Origin of the sequence: Streptomyces sp. NPDC020681, assembly GCF_044334895.1 — a bacterium.
GTDB lineage: Bacteria > Actinomycetota > Actinomycetes > Streptomycetales > Streptomycetaceae > Streptomyces.
The window spans coordinates 28999-46839 of record NZ_JBIRTX010000032.1 but is presented as its reverse complement, the minus strand read 5'-3'; the positions used below and the strand labels follow the sequence as shown (position 1 = coordinate 46839).

Sequence of the window (17841 nt, the reverse complement as noted above, 5' to 3'; positions counted from 1 at the left end):
TCGCCGCGTTGTCGTCGGTCGGCATGGCTCCGCCATGCCTCCCTCCTCCGCCTTGCGATCCACGGCACCAGACCCCGCTCACTCATCCGGCCTGATCCAGACGACAGGCCCTAGATCTCCGTATCCCGCTGAGGGAATCCCGGCTCCCGCTGAGGGATTCCCGGCCCCTCAGCGGGACGTACACTCCACCCATGGGTTGCACACATGCGGTGAGGAAGGGCCTGCGACAGGCGCCTCACACGCTGTGCCCCACCGCGTCCCGGGCGGGCTGCCGCGCGCTGCACGGCCACGGCTAGCCACTTCCCCACGGGCGTCCTGCCCGGCCTTCCTGCCCCGCCCGCGGAGTTCGTCCGCGCCGCCAGGGGCTTTTTTCCGGTTCCCGGACCGCACCACTGTGCCGACCCCATTTCTGGACCCATTGCGTATCAGAGGACCCCTGTGAAGTTGAGCGAGTTGCTGGCCGGGCACGACCATGAGGTTCTTCTGGGCGACGCGGAGACGAGGATCACTGCGGGGACGTGCTTCGACGCGCACCGCGTCTTGCCGGGATCGCTGTTCATCGCCGTGCCCGGTCACACCGAGGGCGGCCCCGAGGCCGTCGGCCAGGCGCTGGCGCGTGGGGCTGTGGCGGTGCTCGTCGACGGCGCGGCGCCCGATCTTCCCGCGGCGGTGTGGGCGTCGGCAGGCGGAGTGTGTGTCGTCCGCGTGCCGGACACACGGACGACGGCCGCGGTCGTCACCTCCCGCTACTACGGCGAGCCCGGACGCGCGATGGACATGGTGGCCGTCACCGGCACCAACGGGAAGACGTCGGTGTCGTACATGGTCGAGTCCGTGCTGCGGATCGCCGAGGGCGCGAAGGTGGGCGTGATCGGGACGGCCGGCAGCCGGATCGGGGACGCGCTGATTCCGATGCCGAGATCGGTGCTGACCACGCCGGAGTCGCCGGACTTCCAGTACCTGCTCGGGCACATGCGCGACCGTGAGGTGGGCACGGTGGTCCTGGAGGCCACGTCGATGGGGCTGCTCACTCACCGGGTGGACCACGCGTTCATCGACGTGGGCATTTTCACCAACCTGACGCAGGACCATCTGGACGACCACGGCACCATGGAGAACTACCGGGACGCCAAGCTGCGCCTGTTCCAGGGGCTGTGCCGGCGCGCGGTGGTCAACGCGGACGACCCGGTCGGAGCCGGAATCCGGGCGATGATGCCCGGCGCGGTCACCACGTACGCCCTCGACGCCGAGGCCGACTTCCGGGCGACCGACCTCAGCATGAACGCCTTCGGCACACGCTTCACCCTGCACCACGCCGGACGCAAGTACCCGGCCGCGATTCCGGTACCCGGGCGGTTCTCGGTTTCCAACGCGCTGGCCACCTTGGCGGCCTGCCATCTCCTCGGGCACGACCTGACCGGACTGGTCGGCGCACTCGACCGGATGCCTCCGGTCCCGGGGCGGTTCGAACGCTTCGAGACCCCGCGCGGCACGTCCGTGATCGTGGACTACGCGCACTCTCCCGACTCCCTGGAAAAGGTGCTCACCGCCATCCGGGACTTCGCCACCGGCCGGGTCATCACCGTCTTCGGCTGCGGCGGCGACCGGGACGTCACCAAGCGGCCGCAGATGGGAGAGATCGCCGGAACCCTCTCCGACCTGTGCGTCCTCACCTCGGACAACCCGCGATACGAAGACCCCGAGACGATCCTGGACCAGATCACGCCCGGCCTCACGGCGACCGGCACCCGGTTCGAGCGGTTCGCCGACCGTCGTCGGGCGATCGCCTTCGCCCTGTCCGCCGCCGGACCGGATGACATCGTGCTCGTCGCGGGCAAGGGCAGTGAGCCGTACCAGATCGTCGGCGAACAGCTGCTGCCGTTCAGCGACATGGCGACCGTGCGCGAACTCGCCGTCGCGAACGTTCACGGGGAGTCCGCCCGGGCTCTACCCGGCGCGGCCTAACGTGACGGCATGCGTCTGCGAACCGTTCTCGCCAGCCTGACCGCCGCTGTGGCCGTGGGCAGTTGTGTGACCGCCGCCGGGCCCGCGGCTGCCCAGTCCCTGCCCGCGCCGGGCCAGGCCTGCTCCGCCCGCGTCGGCATCGACAGCTACTCCGACGCCCTCGACAAGACCGAGTTCCAGGGCGTCTTCGTCGGCAACTTCTCCGCGCTCGCCGTCGACAGCGGCGGACGCCTCGCCGCGGTGTCCGACCGGTCCGAGCTGTTCGGCCTCGACGGCAGGAGCCTGGCGCCGAAGAGCGTCGTGCATCTCGCCGACGAGAGCGGTGCCCAGCTGGACTCCGAGGGCATCGTCGTCGAGCGCGACGGCAGCTATCTGATCAGCTCCGAGACCGAGCCCTCCGTACGCCGGTACAGCCGCGACGGCGCGATCCTCGGCAGCCTGCCCGTGCCGGACGCGCTGAAGGTCGCACCGGCCGGGCGCGCCACGCGGAATCTCACCTTCGAGGGGCTGACGCTCCAGCCCGGCGGGCGGACGCTCGTCGCCGCCATGGAAGGACCGCTCACCGGCGACGGCGCGGGCATCGTACGGATGCAGACCTGGCAGCGGCACAGCCCCTGGCACGGCTTCCGGCTCTCCGCGCAGTACGGCTATCGCGCCGACACCGGCCTCGGCGTCAGCGAGATCACCGCCACGGGCGACGGCCGGCTGCTGGTCCTGGAGCGCGGGTTCACGGCCGGCGTCGGCAACACCGTGCGGCTCTATGTCGCCGATCCGCGCCGGGCGAAGGACATGAGCGGTGTGGAGAACATCACAGGAGACGAGGGCCTGGTGCGCAAGACGCTCCTCGCCGACCTCGTCGACTGCCCGTCCCTCGGCGCTCCCGCCAAGCAGCCCCAGCCCAACCCGCTGCTCGACAACATCGAGGCCATGGCGGTCACTTCAGGCGCTCCCGGCGGCCGGCTGCGGCTGCTGCTCGCCAGCGACGACAACCAGAACCCCGCGCAGATCACCCGTTTCTACCGCCTCACGGTGAAGCTTCCGCACCACTGAGGCGCCTCGACTTCGGCAGGCCGTACAACTTTTCGGCCTCTCGTGAGTCATGAGGTGCGGGTGCGCCGGAAAGGCGCGCCCGCACCAGGCACAAGGGGACGGGAAAGCCTCCATGACTCACCACCGAATACCGCGCCGTGCGCGCCTCGCCGCGGTCCTGGCCGCCGCGACGCTCGTGCCGCTCGCCGTGGGCGCGACGCCCGCGACGGCCGCGACGCCGACGGTCACCTGTACCTCCGGCAAGGCCGGGCTCGCCGCCGAGCTGACGGCTGACATCACCGCCGCGCTCAAGGGCCGGGCCACCACGGCCGCCGTCGCCGTCCGCGACAACACCACCAACACCACCTGCGGTCTGCGCATCGGCGACCGGTTCGACTCGGCCAGCGTGGTCAAGGTGACCGTGCTGACGACGCTGCTGTGGGACGCGCAGAAGACCGGCCGCGCGCTGACCAGCACCGAGAAGCAGCTGGCCACCAACATGATCACCAAGTCGGACAACGCCGCGACCAGCACGCTCTGGAAGCAGCTCGGGACCACGAAGATCCAGGGCTTTTTGACCGTCGCCAAGATGTCCCGCACCATCCCCGGCTCGGGCGGCTACTGGGGCCTCACGCAGATCAGCGCCGGCGACCAGATGCTGCTGATGAATCTGCTGGCCCTGAAGAACAGCGTCCTCACCGACGCCTCCCGGGGCTACACGCTCGGCCTGATGTACAAGGTCGTGTCCTCGCAGCGCTGGGGCGTCTCGGCCGGCGCACCGAGCACCGCCCGCGTCCAGATCAAGAACGGCTGGCTCTCGCGGGCCACGCACGGCTGGCGCGTACACAGCGTCGGCGCGTTCACCAGCGGAGGACACAGCTACACGATCTCCGTGCTGACGCACGACAACAACTCCATGCAGTACGGCGTCAACACCATCCAGGGCCTCGCGCGCCTCGTCCACCAGGACCTCGCGCCGGCCGCCGTGCAGACCGCCCAGGTCTTCACGCCGCCCGCCGTCCCGCAGGAGGCGCTGCCCGGCACCCCGGAGACGGCCGCAAAGGACGCGGTCCCGGCCACCCGCTGACCCGAACAGCCGCCGCGGAATCATTGCGGCGGGATGAAATCTGCTGCTCTCCGCGTTGGTGCCTTCCGGTGGATCAAAATCAAACGGGAGGCACCACGTGGCGGCGGCAGACCAAGGGTGGGCACGGCGGCTTACCGGTTACGCGTGGCGCTACCGGCGCAATGTGGTGCTCGCGCTCGGCTCGTCGCTGGCCGGCATGGCCGTCATGGCGCTCGTCCCGCTGATCATCAAGATCGTCATCGACGATGTGATCGGCGACCGGAATCGCTCCCTCGCCGTATGGACCGGACTCTTCGTCGCCGCCGCGTTCGTCGTGTACGTACTGACGTACATCCGCCGCTATTACGGCGGCCGCCTCGCGCTCGATGTCCAGCACGATCTCCGTACCGACATGTTCGCGACGATCACCCGGCTCGACGGCCGCCGCCAGGACGACCTCTCCACCGGCCAGGTCGTCGGCCGCGCCACCAGCGATCTGCAGCTCATCCAGGGCCTGCTCTTCATGCTCCCGATGACCATCGGGAACGTCCTGCTCTTCATCATCTCCCTCGTGATCATGGCGTGGCTGTCGCTGCCGCTCACGCTGATCGCGCTCGCCGTCGCGCCCGCTCTCTGGTTCATCGCCAAGCACAGCCGCGTCCGGCTGCACCCGGCCACCTGGTACGCGCAGAGCCAGGCCGCCGCCGTCGCGGGCGTCGTCGACGGCGCCGTCTCCGGCGTGCGCGTCGTCAAGGGCTTCGGCCAGGAGGAGCAGGAGACCGGCAAGCTGCGCGAGGCCAGTCGCAAGCTGTTCGCCGGGCGGCTGCGCACCATCCGGCTGAACTCCCGCTACACCCCGGCACTCCAGGCCGTCCCCGCGCTCGGACAGGTCGCCATGCTGGCGCTCGGCGGCTGGCTGGCCACCCGCGGCCAGATCACGCTCGGCACCTTCGTCGCCTTCTCCAGCTATCTCGCGCAGCTCGTCGGCCCCGTCCGGATGCTTGCCGTGGTGCTGACCGTGGGCCAGCAGGCGCGGGCCGGTGTGGAGCGGGTACTGGAGCTGATCGACACCGAGCCGACGATGCAGGACGGCACCAAGGAGCTCCCGGCGGACGCGCCCGCGACCGTCGAGTTCGACGACGTGACCTTCGGATACGACGAGGAGCGGCCGGTACTGGACGGCTTCTCGCTGGAGATCCAGCCGGGTGAGACGGTTGCCGTCGTCGGCTCGTCCGGCAGTGGCAAGTCCACCGTCTCGCTGCTGCTGCCGCGCTTCTACGACGTGACGCACGGCGCGGTCCTCGTCGGCGGCCATGACGTCCGCGAGCTGACGCACGAATCGCTGCGGGCCGCGATCGGGCTGGTGCCGGAGGACAGCTTCCTCTTCTCCGACACGGTCCGCGCGAACATCGCGTACGGAAAGCCCGACGCCACCCAGGACGAGATCGAGACCGCCGCGCGCGCCGCGCAGGCCGAACGTTTCATCGCCGAACTGCCGGCCGGCTACGACACCAAGGTCGGCGAGCACGGACTCACCCTCTCCGGCGGCCAGCGCCAGCGCATCGCACTGGCCCGCGCGATCCTCACCGACCCGCGGCTGCTGCTCCTCGACGACGCCACCTCCGCCGTGGACGCCCGGGTCGAGCACGAGATCCACGAGGCGCTGCGTTCCGTGATGGCCGGGCGTACGACGCTGCTGATCGCGCACCGCCGCTCCACCCTCGGCCTCGCCGACCGCATCGCCGTGCTGGACGGCGGACGTCTCGCCGACATCGGCACGCACGAGGAGCTGACCCGGCGTTCGGCCCTGTACCGCAGGCTGCTGACCGACCCGGACGAGCTCGGCGGCGTCTCGCCCGGCCACATCCCGGCGCTGGAGGCCGAGCCGGAGGAGGACTACTCGGTACGGGACGAGCTCGAGGCGGAGTTCGACGCCGAACGCGGCATCACGCCCAGGCTGTGGGCGCGCGAAGAGAACGCGGCGGAGTCCGCGGAGCCCGGTGCGACCCCAGAACTGCTCGCGCAGGTCGAGGCACTGCCGCCGGCCGAGGACACCCCCGACATCGACGAGGCACGGGCCGAGCGCGCCGAGCAGACGCACGGCGAGGGCGGCGCGCTGCGCCTGCTGCTGCGCGGCTTCGGCCTGCCGCTGCTGATCAGCCTGGCTCTGGTGGCCGTCGACGCCGGCATGGGCCTGCTGCTGCCCATCCTGATCCGGCACGGCATCGACGAAGGCGTCGAGCAACTGGCGATCGGCGCGGTCTGGGCGGCCTCCGGCCTCGCGCTCGTCACGGTGCTCGTGCAGTGGACCGCCCAGTTCGGCGAGACCCGGATGACCGGCCGCACCGGCGAGCGGGTGCTCTACTCCGTACGTCTGAAGATCTTCGCGCAGCTCCAGCGGCTCGGGCTCGACTACTACGAGCGCGAGCTGACCGGCCGGATCATGACCCGGATGACGACGGACGTGGACGCGCTCTCCACGTTCCTGCAGACGGGACTGGTCACCGCCTTCGTCTCGGTGGTCACCTTCTTCGGCATCATGGTCGCCCTGCTGGTGATCGACGTGTCGCTGGCGCTGGTGGTCTTCGCGACCCTGCCGGTACTGATCGTCGGCACGTACTTCTTCCGCAAGCAGAGCGTGAAGGCGTACGAACTGGCCCGCGAGCGCATCAGCGTCGTCAACGCCGACCTCCAGGAGTCGGTGTCCGGGCTGCGGATCGTCCAGGCGTTCGGCCGCGAAGGCTTCGGCAACGACCGCTTCGTGGAGCGCAGCGACCACTACCGCGAAGCCCGCGTCCGCGGCCAGTGGCTGATCTCGGTCTACTTCCCCTTCGTGCAGCTGCTGTCGTCGGTGGCCGTGGCCGCCGTGCTGTGGGTGGGCGCGGGCCGGGTCGAGGCGGGCACGCTGACCACCGGCGCACTCGTCGCCTATCTCCTGTACATCGACCTGTTCTTCGCTCCCGTGCAGCAGCTGTCGCAGGTCTTCGACGGCTACCAGCAGGCGGCGGTCTCGCTGCGGCGCATCCAGGAGCTGCTCCAGGAGCCGACCTCGACCGCCACCGCGGACAAGCCCGCCGAAGTGGGCTCGCTGCGCGGCGAGGTGGCCTTCGAGGACGTGAGCTTCGCCTACGGGGACGACGAAGAGGCCCTGAAGGGCGTCGACCTGCGCATCCCGGCCGGCCAGACCGTCGCCTTCGTCGGCGAGACCGGCGCGGGCAAGTCGACGCTGGTCAAGCTGGTCGCACGGTTCTACGACCCGACGAACGGCCGGGTCGCCGTCGACGGCATGGACCTGCGGGAGCTGGATCTGACGGCGTACCGGCACCGGCTCGGCGTCGTCCCGCAGGAGGCATATCTCTTCGCCGGTACGGTCCGCGACGCCATCGCCTACGGCCGGCCCGGCGCGAGCGACGCCGAGGTGGAGGCCGCCGCCCGGGCCGTCGGCGCCCACGACATGATCGCCACGCTCGACGGCGGCTATCTCCACGAGGTCTCCGAACGCGGCCGCAACCTCTCGGCCGGCCAGCGCCAGCTGATCGCGCTGGCCCGCGCCGAGCTCGTCGACCCGGACATCCTGCTGCTCGACGAGGCGACCGCGTCCCTCGACCTGGCCACCGAGGCCCAGGTGAACCAGGCCACGGACCGGCTCACCGGCCGCCGCACCACGCTGGTCGTCGCACACCGGCTGACCACCGCCGCGCGCGCGGACCGGGTCGTCGTGATGGACGGCGGCCGGGTCGTGGAGGACGGCAGCCACGACGAACTGCTCGCGCTGGACGGTCCGTACGCGACCCTGTGGCGCACCTTCATCGGCGAGGACGAACCCGCCACGGTGTGACGCTTTCACGGGTGTCGCAACCATCACGCCTCCGATTGCGTCGTACGCATGTACGGAGCCGTGACGAGGGGAGACGACGTGGTCGGTGGGGCAGAGCGGAACTCGGGCAATCGGGCAACGTTCGGCCGGCGGCTGCTCGCGCAGGGGCTCGCCGTGCTCATGGCGGCAGGCCTGCTCGCCGTGGCCGGGCCCGGCACACAGCAGGCCGAGGCCGTCGCCTCCGCCTGCTCCGGCAGACCGCAGAAGACCTACCGGTTCACCTACGGCGAGCTGCGGATCTACAAGAGCCGGAACTACGCCTGCGCCGTGACCGTCGCCAAGCGGCCCGGGATGAGGCGCGCGATGTCCGTCTCGCTCCAGGCCCGCGGCGGCCGTCCCGCGGGCGACAAGGGCACCTTCACCCAGCAGGCCGGACCGGTCACCGTGCATGCGCTCAACCGCTGCGTACGTGCCACCGGAGCGATCTCCGGCGTCGCCCGCTCGACGGGCTGGATCCTCTGCTGACCCGCCTCTGACCAGGCCTTGAGCGGGCCGGTGGAATGTCCACTGCCAACTGGGGCTGGCGGGCCGGGCATTGCCCCCGCTAGGTTCACCGCGACCACAGGTGAATCAGGGGAGGGTGAATGCGCAAGGCGCTCAGATGGCTGCTGTCGCTCGTGGTGCTCATAGGCACCATGAGTGCGGCCGGTGCGACGGCCGGTGCGGCTACCGCCGCCGAGCCGACAGCCGGCACGGACATCAAGGACCGGATCCTCGCGATTCCGGGCATGAGTCTCATCGAGGAGAAGCCGTATCCGGGTTACCGGTACTTCGTCCTCAACTACACACAGCCGGTCGACCACCGGCAACCGGGCAAGGGCTCCTTCAAACAGCGGATCACCCTGCTGCACAAGGACACCAACCGCCCCACCGTCTTCTTCACCTCCGGCTACAACGTGTCCACCACGCCCCGCCGCAGTGAGCCGACGGCGATCATCGACGGCAACCAGGTCTCCCTGGAGTACCGCTTCTTCACGCCGTCCCGCCCCGACCCGGCCAACTGGTCCAAGCTCGACATCTGGCAGGCCGCCAGCGACCAGCACCGCGTCTTCACCGCGCTGAAGAAGATCTACGCCAAGAAGTGGCTCGCCACCGGCGGCTCCAAGGGCGGCATGACCGCCACCTACTTCGAGCGCTTCTACCCGCGCGACATGGACGGCGTCGTCGCGTATGTCGCGCCCAACGACGTGCGCAACAACGAGGACTCGGCGTACGACAAGTTCCTGGCGAACGTCGGCACCAAGGAGTGCCGCGACAAGCTGAACGCCGTGCAGGCCGAGGCGCTGGTGCGCCGCGAGCCGCTGGAGGCGCTGTACACGAAGTACGCCGCCGACAACGGCTACACCTTCACCACGGTCGGCTCGCTCGACAAGGCGTACGAGGCCGTCGTCCTCGACTACACCTGGGCGTTCTGGCAGTACAGCCTGGTCGCCGACTGCGCGTCGATCCCGGTCGCCAAGACCGCCACGGACCAGCAGATCTGGGACACCGTCGACGCGATCTCCGGCTTCTCCTTCTACACGGACCAGGGCCTGGGCCAGTACACGCCGTACTACTACCAGGCAGGCACCGAGCTGGGCTCGCCGGACATCAAGCAGCCGCACCTCAACGGGCTGAGCAAGTACGGCTACCAGCCGCCGCGGAACTTCGTGCCGCGTGACATCCCGATGCGCTTCAAGCCGTGGGTGATGAACGACGTCGACAGCTGGGTGCGCCACAACGCCAACCAGATGATGTTCGTCTACGGCCAGAACGACCCGTGGGGCGCGGAGCAGTTCCGGGTCGGCAAGGGCACTCGCGACAGCTATGTCTATGTCGCGCCCGGCGCCAACCACGGTGCCAATGTGGCCGGTCTGGTGGCCGACCAGAAGGCCGCCGCCACCGCTTCGATCCTGAAGTGGGCGGGCGTCGCCCCGGCCGCCGTCCAGCAGGACGAGGCCAAGGCGAAGCCGCTGAGCAGGTTCGACGCGAAGCTCGACCAGCGTGACATCGAGCGGGAGCCGGCCCTGCGGCCGTAACCCCTCCCTCGTGGGCTGTGCCCGTCTCCTCGTCAGAGGCGGCGGGCGCAGCCCACCGGCCTTTCTCCGCCGAGCTGCACATACAGGTCCGTGGACGAGGGGCACTGCGCCCGCTCCGCCACGGCGGACCGCACCTCGAACTCCGGTGCCCGCGCGCCCGATCCGTCGCAGGCGGTCTCCTTCACCCGGCCCTTGCCCTCGCTGTGGACGCAGTCGCCGACGACGGTGTGCGGGCCGCCACCTCCGCCCGGGTCCCCGGGGTGCGGCGGCTCCAGATTGCGCATACAGGCGTAGCCCTGGCCCACGTCCCCGTCGCCGTTCTCGTCGGCCGACGGACGGCTCTCGGAGACATGCAGCACGAAGTCGGTGGCCCGAGGACAGGACGGCCCGGCCTCCCGCGGCCCTTCGTGCCGGGCGATCACCCGGGCCACGGCCTTCTCACTGGTGCACGGCACTTCGCGGAAGTCACGGCCGCGTGAGCCGCAGTCGCCGGGGCCGAGGAAGACAAGTCCGTACCCGGGGCTGGGCGTGGGGCCGGCGGTGACGGAGGAGCCCGCGGTGTCCGCGCGTCCCGTCGCCTGCTGGCAGCCCGCGACGAGCGCCGCCACCAGCAGGAGCAACACCGTTGCCAGGGCGCTCAGCGGCCGCCTTTCGGATCTTGCCGGGCTCGCGTGCCCTGGCACGGCGCCTCGCCGCGTTGTCGTCAGTCGCCGACGCTCCGCGTCGGCTCCTTCCTCCGCCTTGCGATGCTCCCCCGTAGCCCTTCGGGCACGGGAGGTGCCCCCATCGCCAGACCCCGCTCGCTGATCCGGCCCGATCCGAAAGGCGGCCGCTTGTGCCCCCGCGGACCTCCGCCTTCGTGCCATACGGACCCCCCGAGCCCCGGCCATCCGGCCGGTGCCTCCAGCGTGACCCGTCGAGACGGGTCACGCCAGTCGCGTCGGGTCTCGTACGTCAGTCGTACGACAGCCCGTGGCCCACGGGATACAGCACCTGCGCCGGGTCGTCCGCACGCTGGACCGGCACCGGCAGCCGTCCCTCCGGGTCGGCCCGGCCCGCGATCACCCGTGCGGCGGCACGCAGTTCGACATCGGTCCAGCAGTACGCGGCCAGCGCCGCCGGGACCGCGCCGAGCTGCGCGATGTCGTACGGATTGCGGATGGCGAGCGTCACGACCGGCACTCCGGTCGCGAGGAGCCGGGCCACCAGGGTGCGTTGAGGGCTGGTGGCCGAGACGTTGTACGTGCCGACGATCACCGCGTCCTTGCCGCTTGCCGCAGCCACCGCCTCGTCGATCTTCGCGGCGGTCGGCGTGATGCCGGTGGACAGCGCGGTGGCCGTGAAGCCCAGTTCCGTGAATGCCTTCGCCAGCACGGCGGTCGGCGGTCCTGTCGTGCCGGTCGGCGAGGCCGGGTCGGCGCCGACGACGAGCAGGTTCGGCTCCCTGCGGCGGCTCAGCGGCAGCAGCCGGTCCTCGTTGACCAGCAGTGTGGTGGTGGATTCGGCGATCCGGTCCGCGGCGGCGAGATGCGCACGGGTGCCGACGGTGCGCTCAAGACGCCGCGGGTTCACGAACGGGTCGCGGAACAGGCCCAGCCGCTCCTTGAGCCGCAGCACGCGCAGGATCGATTCGTCGAGGCGGGCCGCACTGATCTCGCCGCTGCGCACGGCGGACAGCACGCCGTTCCAGGCGACGGCCAGATCGGGCGGGTTGAGCAGCTGGTCCACGCCCGCCAGCAGCGCGAGCACCGGCACGCGGTGGTCGCCGTACTTGTCTCGTACGCCCTGCATATTGAGCGCGTCGGTGACCACCACGCCGTCGTAGCCGAGCTCTTCGCGCAGGATGCCGGTGAGGATCGGGCGGGAGAGCGTGGCCGGGTCGTTGCTCGGGTCCAGCGCGGGGAACTGGATGTGCGCCGTCATGATCGAGTCGATCCCGGCGCCGATCGCGGCCCGGAACGGCGGTGCGTCGATCTCCTCCCACTGCGCGCGGGTGTGCGTGATGACGGGGATGCCCGTGTGGCTGTCGACGGTCGTGTCCCCGTGCCCCGGGAAGTGCTTGGAGGTCGCGACGACGCCCGCGCTGCGGTAGCCGCGTACCTGGGCGGCGACCAGCCGGGCGACGGCCTCGGGGTCGGCGCCGAAGGACCGTACGCCGATGACCGGGTTGGCGGGATTGACGTTGACGTCGGCGACCGGGGCGTAGTTCTGCAGGATGCCCATCGCGGCCAGTTCGACGCCGGCGATCTGCGCGGCCGTACGGGCGGCCGCGGGGGAGCCGCCCGCGCCGAGCGCCATCGCGCCGGGCAGCAGGGTGGCGGGCCTGCCCACGCGGGCCACGATGCCGTGCTCCTGGTCGGTGGAGATCAGCAGTGGCACGGGCGTCTGCTGGGAGAGCCCGGCGCGTTGGATGCCGTTGGAGAGATCCGCGATCTGGTGCGGGTCGCGGGTGTTGTGGGCCCAGGCGAAGTAGATGATGCCGCCGACGTGGTACCTGGCGATGAGCTCGGCGGCCGTGCGGACGCCCATCTCCTTGAGGTTGAGCTCGATGTCGGCCTGGTCGGGAGAGGTGGCGGAGTGCCCGTACACCCGCATCACAAAGAGCTGCCCGACCTTTTCCTCGATGCTCATACGGGAGATGAGCCGCTTGAGGCGGTCGTGATGAGGGGTGACGGCGGACGCGGGTGATCCGCCGGTGACTGCCCCCGCCGCCACGGCGGTCGCCGCGGTCGCGGTGAGGAGGGTGCGTCTGGAGAGGCTGCGGTTGGGCGTGGGTCCGTGCATGGGTCCGTGCATGGGTGCTCCTTCCGGCCTTGCTCGACAAGGGAGTTGAAGGAAACTTCCAAGGACTCACGGATAGCCCGAAAATAACTGCCAGGTCAAGAGTGCGGCAGCAGAAACCCCGCACGACGCGCGGAAGGTCACCGGGACGGCGGGTCGCGGGGCCCGCCCGGGGTCTTGGGGCGTGGCGCCTCCCGGGGCCCGGGCCCCGGTCCGTGAGACCGCCGCGTGTCGCTCAGGCGCTGGAGCGCGCCACGCCCGCCCACTGCCCCTGAAGCAGCTCCACCGCCGCCGTGATCGCCGGCCGCCGCGCCGCCCCCGGCCGCCACAGCGCGTACAGCCGCCGCACCGGCACCGGATCCAGCGCGACCGCCCGCACCCCGGCGGGCAGCGGGCCGCGGCCCAGGCGGGGAACCAGGGCGACGCCCAAACCGGCCGCCACCAGCGCCAGTTGGGTGTGGTACTCCTCCGCCTGGTGCGCGAGATCGGGCTCGCAGCCCGCCGCCCGCAGCGTACGCACCAGCCAGTCGTGGCAGACCGTGCCCGGCGGCTGGCAGATCCAGCGCTCACCGGCCAGATCCTCGCGGCGCACGGATGCCCGCGAGGCCAGCGGATGACCCTCGGGCACCAGCAGATCGCTGAGGTCGTCGCCGATGACCGCCTGCTCCACGCCCTCCGGCGCGGGCAGCGGCGCGATGTCCCAGTCGTGGGCGACGGCCAGGTCGACCATGCCGCGGGCGACCAGGTCGATGGAGAGATGCGGATCGACCTCGGACATCCGCGTGTCAAGCCCCGGATGCCGTCGGCCCAGCTCGGCGAGTACGCCGGGCAGCAGTCCGCGGGCCGCGGAGGCGAACGCCCCGATCGTGAGCCGGCCCGTCGGCTGGCCCCGTCGCTCCTCCAGCGTCGTCTCCGCGCGCTCGACGATCGCGAGCAACTCCTGTGCGGTGGCGGCCAGATGACGCGCCTCCTCGGTGAGCGCGACACCGCGGCCCCGCCGCTCCAGCAGGGTCGTCCGGGTCTCCCGCTCCAGCTTGGTGATCTGCTGCGACACGGCGGACGGGGTGTAGCCGAGGGCCATGGCCGCGGCGGCGACGGACCCGTGGACGGATACGGCGTGCAGTGCGCGCAGACGCCCCAGATCGAGCATGACCGCCTCCTACCTCGCCCTCACTCAGGATTCCCCGCCCTCTCAGGATTTCCTGCCCATGAGGCATTCGTAAGCATCACTCAATTCAACCATGTAGAAATGCGCGCTGGTGCTACATGGTCGTGCCCGGTGATCCTCAGTGCATGCGTCCCGTACACGTGACTCTCGCCGTACTCGTCACCGCCGTCTGGGGAGTGAACTTCGTCGTCATCGAGCTGGGCCTCGGTCACTTCCCGCCACTGCTCTTCTCCGCGCTGCGCTTCCTCGTCGCGGCCCTGCCCGCCGTCTTCTTCGTGGGCCGCCCCAAGGTCGCCTGGAAGTGGGTGCTCGGTGTCGGCCTCGCGCTCGGTGTGGCGAAGTTCGGGCTGCTGTTCATCGGCATGGACCGCGGCATGGCCGCCGGCCTGTCCTCGCTGGTCCTGCAGATCCAGGCGGTCTTCACTGCGGTCTTCGCCGCCGTGCTCCTCAGCGAACGCCCGGGGCGCATACGGATCGCGGGCATGACCGTCGCCCTGTCCGGCATCGCGCTCGCGGCGGTCGACGAGGGCGCGTCCGGCCCGGTGCTCGCCTTCGTCCTCGTCATCACCTCCGCCGCCTGCTGGGGCGTGTCCAATGTGCTGACCCGCAAGGCGTCCCCGCCGGACGCCCTGAACTTCATGATCTGGGTCTCCACCGTCCCCGTACTGCCCCTGCTCACACTGTCGTTGGTCTTCGAGGGCCCGGAGGCCGATCTGGCCGCACTGCGCGCGCTCGACTGGAGCGGCGTCGGCGCGATCGTCTATGTCGCCTGGGGTGCGACGGTCTTCGGCTTCGGCGTCTGGGGGTTCCTGCTGCGCCGCTATCCCGCCTCCGCCGTCGCCCCCTTCTCGCTCCTCGTGCCGGTCTTCGGCATGTCGTCGGCGGCGCTGCTGCTCGACGAGTCGGTCAGCCCGCTGCGCTGGGGCGCCGCGGTGCTGCTCGTCGGCGGCGTCGCGCTCACCTCACTTTCGCGAGCAGGCTCTCCAGGTGCTCCCGCCCCGGCACCAGCAGCGCCGGAAGGTCCGCCGCCTCCGGATGCCAGCGCTTCTCGTACTCCCAGCACAGCCACGTCTCCTCGGTGAGCGTGCCCAGGCACTCGGCCAGCGGCAGCACGCCGGCGCCGAGCGGCAGCGGCGCGAGGTCGTCGGCCGACGCGACGTCCTTGACCTGGACGTAGCCGAGGAACGGGGAGAGCGCGGCATGCGCGGCGGCCGGTTCCTCACCGTCCAGCCAGGGCCCGATCACGTCCCAGATCGCTCCCGCGTTCCGGTGACCGACCGGCCCCAGAATGCGGGACACGGCAGCTCCGCTCCGGTGCGAGTCATGGGTCTCCAGCAGGATCCGTACGCCGAGCCCGGCCGCGGTCTCCGCGGCGGCGCCGAGCCGGCGGGCGGCGACGGCCTCGGCGGTGGCCGGGTCCTGGCCGACTCCGCCGGGAAAGACGCGTACGTGCGGAGCGCCCAGGTCCTTGGCCAGGAGCAGCAGTTGCTCGAGCTCTTCGAGCACGGGAGCGTCGTCGCCCTCGGCCGCGACGCCGACGTACCCGCAGACGGTGAGGATCTCCACGCCGCCGCGCTCGAACTCCCGCCGCGCGTCGGCCCGTTCCCGCGCCCCGACCCCCGGGTGCACCGGCTCCTCGGGGTCGGCCCGCAGCTCCACCCCCTGGTACCCGGTGCCGGCGGCGAGCTGCACGACGTCACTGATGGCCATCCTCGGCACCCCGAGCGTCGAAAACGCGAACTTCACTTGGTTGTCTCCTCTTGCAGGGGCAGTCGCCAGTCCTGCCCGACCAGATCGACTCCGTACGAGCGGTGCGGCTTCTCGGCGACGAGGGTGAATCCGGCCCGCTGATAGATCCGGCGGGCACCGTCCAGTACGTCATTGGTCCACAGCACCAGTTCCCGGTACCCCACTTCGCGCGCGAAATCCACCACCGTACGCACGAGTCGGTCACCGAGCCCGTGCCCGCGGGCCTCGGGCTCGACGAGCAGCAGCCGCAGCCGCGCGGTGGCCGGTGCGTCGTCGCGTACGCACATCACCGTTCCGACCGGCCGCCCGTCCAGCTCCGCGATCCACACGCGCTCCAGATGGGGATCGTGGTCCTGCGCGAAGTCGGCGACGATCCGGGCGACAAGCCCCTCGAAGTCGGCGTTCCAGCCGTACTCGGCGGCGTACAGGGCCCCGTGCCGCTGCACGACCCACCCCAGATCACCGGCCACGGGATCGCGCAGCACCGGCCCGTCGCGATGCGCGGGCCTGTCGTGCCCGAGGATCTCCCGCACGGTCCGCATGGCCTCGACCAACTGCGGCTGCTCCTGCTTCGGCACCCTGTCCACCAGCGCCCCGACGGCCTCCCGCGACCGCTCGTCCAACAACGCGGCGGCCTCCCGCCCACGCGCGGTGAGCGTAATCCGCTGCCGCCGCGAATCCACTTCGGACGGCGCCCGCCCCACCAGCCCGTCCCGCTCGAACTTGGCGAGCAGCCGGCTCAGATACCCGGCGTCGAGCGACAGCTCGGCCCGCAGGTCGGCGGCGTCGGTACGGGGGCTGTGGGCGAGCTCGTAGAGGACGCGGGACTCGGTGAGGGTGTAGGGGGTGTAGAGGTGCTTGCTGTAGTCGAGCGCGCCGATGAGGTTGGTGTAGAAGCGGTTGAAGGCGCGGATCTCTTGAATCGGCATGAGCGTCTCCGAGATTTTCCTTTGACTGAGTCAAAGGTACGTCCGGACTCCGGAGCCTCGCAAGATGTCGGGACGCGGGGCCTCGGGGCGCGCAAGCCCGCCCTGAAGGCCCCCGCTCACCCCTTCGGTCGCGCCGTCGACTCCCTCGCCATCAGTTCCGCGGCGATCGTCGCGATGCCTCCCGGCGGCGGCGCCTCCTTGCCCATCGCCAGCCGGCCCGCCCGCGCTCCCGCCTCGTACAGCGGGAGTCGTACCGTCGTCAGTGCCGGGACCGCGTCCACCGAGAACGGGAGGTCGTCGAAGCCGGCGACCGAGATGTCCTCGGGGATCCGCAGGCCCCGGTCCCGCAGGGCTGCGCAGGCACCCAGTGCCACCGTGTCGTTCGCGGCCACCACGGCCGTCAAGTCGGGGTCCCTGCGGAGGAGTTCGAGCGTGGCGTCGTAGCCGGACTGGCGGGTGTACGGGCCGTGCACGGTGACGTGGTCCTGGTCCTGGTCGTCGATGCCGGCCGCGGCCAGCGCCGCCCGGTGGCCCTCAAGGCGGTGCCGGGTCGTCGTCCGTTCCACCGGGCCCGCCACGTAACCGATCCGCCGGTGGCCGAGTGACACCAAGTGCTCCGTCAGGCGACGTCCGCCGCCCCGGTTGTCGAAGGTCAGCGCGGCGAGGATCGAGTCGCCCGGCACCGGCGGCCGGCCGCACAGCACGATCCGGGTGCCCGCCTCCGCGAGTTTCGTCAGTTTCGCGGCCATCGCCTTGATGTGGTCCGGGTCCTCCAGCGCGCCGCCGGTCAGCACGACCGCCGCGGCCCGCTGCCGCTGGAGCAGTGTGAGGTAGGTCAGTTCGCGTTCCGGCGAGCCGCCGGTGTTGCAGACGACCGCCAGTTTCTCGCCGCCCGCGCGCCCGGTGCCCTCCTGTCCGCCGATCTCCGTCTGCGCCGCGCCCGCCATGATCCCGAAGAAAGGGTCGGCGATGTCGTTGACGAGGATGCCGACCAGGTCGGACGTGGCCGCGGCGAGCGAGCTCGCGGGTCCGTTCAGTACGTAGTCGAGTTCGTCGACCGCCCGCAGCACCCGTTCCTTCGTCGAAGCGGCGACCGGGTAGTTGCCGTTCAGCACGCGGGAGACGGTGGCCGGGGACACCCGGGCGCGCGCCGCCACATCCGCCAGGGTGACTGTCATCGCTTTCCTCCGCGGGAGATGCAACAGGGCCGAGCTGGGCCCTTGTCCGGGTCACTGTCGGCAGGCTAGCGTCTTATCGCG

Annotated in this window: 12 protein-coding genes and 1 pseudogene; 7 read left to right on the top strand and 6 right to left on the bottom strand. The window is 70.9% G+C overall.

The annotated features are described in order from the left end of the window. The first annotated feature begins 438 nt into the window (after positions 1-438). The 6 genes from ACH4YL_RS38100 (at position 439) to ACH4YL_RS38075 (ending at position 9955) form a co-directional block, all read left to right on the top strand. Complete coding sequence (locus ACH4YL_RS38100) at positions 439-1965, top strand: UDP-N-acetylmuramoyl-L-alanyl-D-glutamate--2,6-diaminopimelate ligase (protein ID WP_398512116.1); 1527 nt, start codon at positions 439-441, stop codon at positions 1963-1965. 9 nt (positions 1966-1974) lie between these two features. After that, a complete protein-coding gene (locus ACH4YL_RS38095; protein ID WP_398512115.1) occupies positions 1975-3015 on the top strand; it encodes an esterase-like activity of phytase family protein in 1041 nt (346 codons plus the stop codon). Between the two features lie 112 nt (positions 3016-3127). Then, positions 3128-4081, top strand: coding sequence for a serine hydrolase (locus tag ACH4YL_RS38090; protein ID WP_398512114.1), 954 nt, complete (start codon positions 3128-3130; stop codon positions 4079-4081). 97 nt (positions 4082-4178) lie between these two features. Next, the gene (locus ACH4YL_RS38085; protein WP_398512113.1) at positions 4179-7898 is read left to right on the top strand and encodes an ABC transporter ATP-binding protein; all 3720 of its coding nucleotides are present in this window, start codon (positions 4179-4181) and stop codon (positions 7896-7898) included. A 159-nt stretch (positions 7899-8057) separates the two neighbouring features. Then, positions 8058-8402: a hypothetical protein gene (locus ACH4YL_RS38080; protein ID WP_398512119.1), complete on the top strand. Its 345-nt coding sequence runs from the start codon at positions 8058-8060 to the stop codon at positions 8400-8402. Positions 8403-8521: 119 nt separating this feature from the next. Then, entirely contained in the window at positions 8522-9955 is a 1434-nt protein-coding gene (locus tag ACH4YL_RS38075) for a S28 family serine protease (protein ID WP_398512112.1), read from the top strand. Positions 9956-9987: 32 nt separating this feature from the next. On the opposite strand, the gene ACH4YL_RS38070 is transcribed toward ACH4YL_RS38075, so the two are convergent. The 3 genes from ACH4YL_RS38070 to ACH4YL_RS38060 form a co-directional block, all read right to left on the bottom strand. After that, positions 9988-10587 carry a hypothetical protein gene (locus tag ACH4YL_RS38070; protein ID WP_398512118.1) on the bottom strand — a complete coding sequence of 200 codons (600 nt, stop codon included), beginning with the start codon at positions 10585-10587 and terminating at the stop codon, positions 9988-9990. A gap of 322 nt (positions 10588-10909) precedes the next feature. After that, positions 10910-12751, bottom strand: coding sequence for a glycoside hydrolase family 3 protein (locus ACH4YL_RS38065; protein WP_398512111.1), 1842 nt, complete (start codon positions 12749-12751; stop codon positions 10910-10912). Between the two features lie 220 nt (positions 12752-12971). Continuing rightward, on the bottom strand, positions 12972-13886 hold the full coding sequence (locus tag ACH4YL_RS38060) for a LysR family transcriptional regulator (RefSeq protein WP_398512110.1): 915 nt from the start codon (positions 13884-13886) through the stop codon (positions 12972-12974). Between the two features lie 143 nt (positions 13887-14029). On the opposite strand from ACH4YL_RS38060, the gene ACH4YL_RS38055 reads away from it, so the two are divergent. After that, the gene (locus ACH4YL_RS38055) at positions 14030-14986 is read left to right on the top strand and encodes an EamA family transporter (RefSeq protein WP_398512109.1); all 957 of its coding nucleotides are present in this window, start codon (positions 14030-14032) and stop codon (positions 14984-14986) included. Here ACH4YL_RS38055 and ACH4YL_RS38050 read toward each other — a convergent pair. From ACH4YL_RS38050 to ACH4YL_RS38040, 3 genes and pseudogenes are all read right to left on the bottom strand, one after another. Beyond that, positions 14889-15650: pseudogene (locus tag ACH4YL_RS38050) on the bottom strand (sugar phosphate isomerase/epimerase family protein); the annotation flags it as partial. The gene ACH4YL_RS38055 and the pseudogene ACH4YL_RS38050 overlap by 98 nt on opposite strands. After that, positions 15647-16582 (bottom strand): GNAT family N-acetyltransferase, encoded by a 936-nt coding sequence (locus ACH4YL_RS38045; protein WP_398512108.1) that lies wholly within the window; start codon positions 16580-16582, stop codon positions 15647-15649. The gene ACH4YL_RS38045 and the pseudogene ACH4YL_RS38050, both read right to left, overlap by 4 nt. A gap of 116 nt (positions 16583-16698) precedes the next feature. Then, complete coding sequence (locus tag ACH4YL_RS38040) at positions 16699-17760, bottom strand: LacI family DNA-binding transcriptional regulator (protein ID WP_398512107.1); 1062 nt, start codon at positions 17758-17760, stop codon at positions 16699-16701. Positions 17761-17841: the final 81 nt, after the last annotated feature.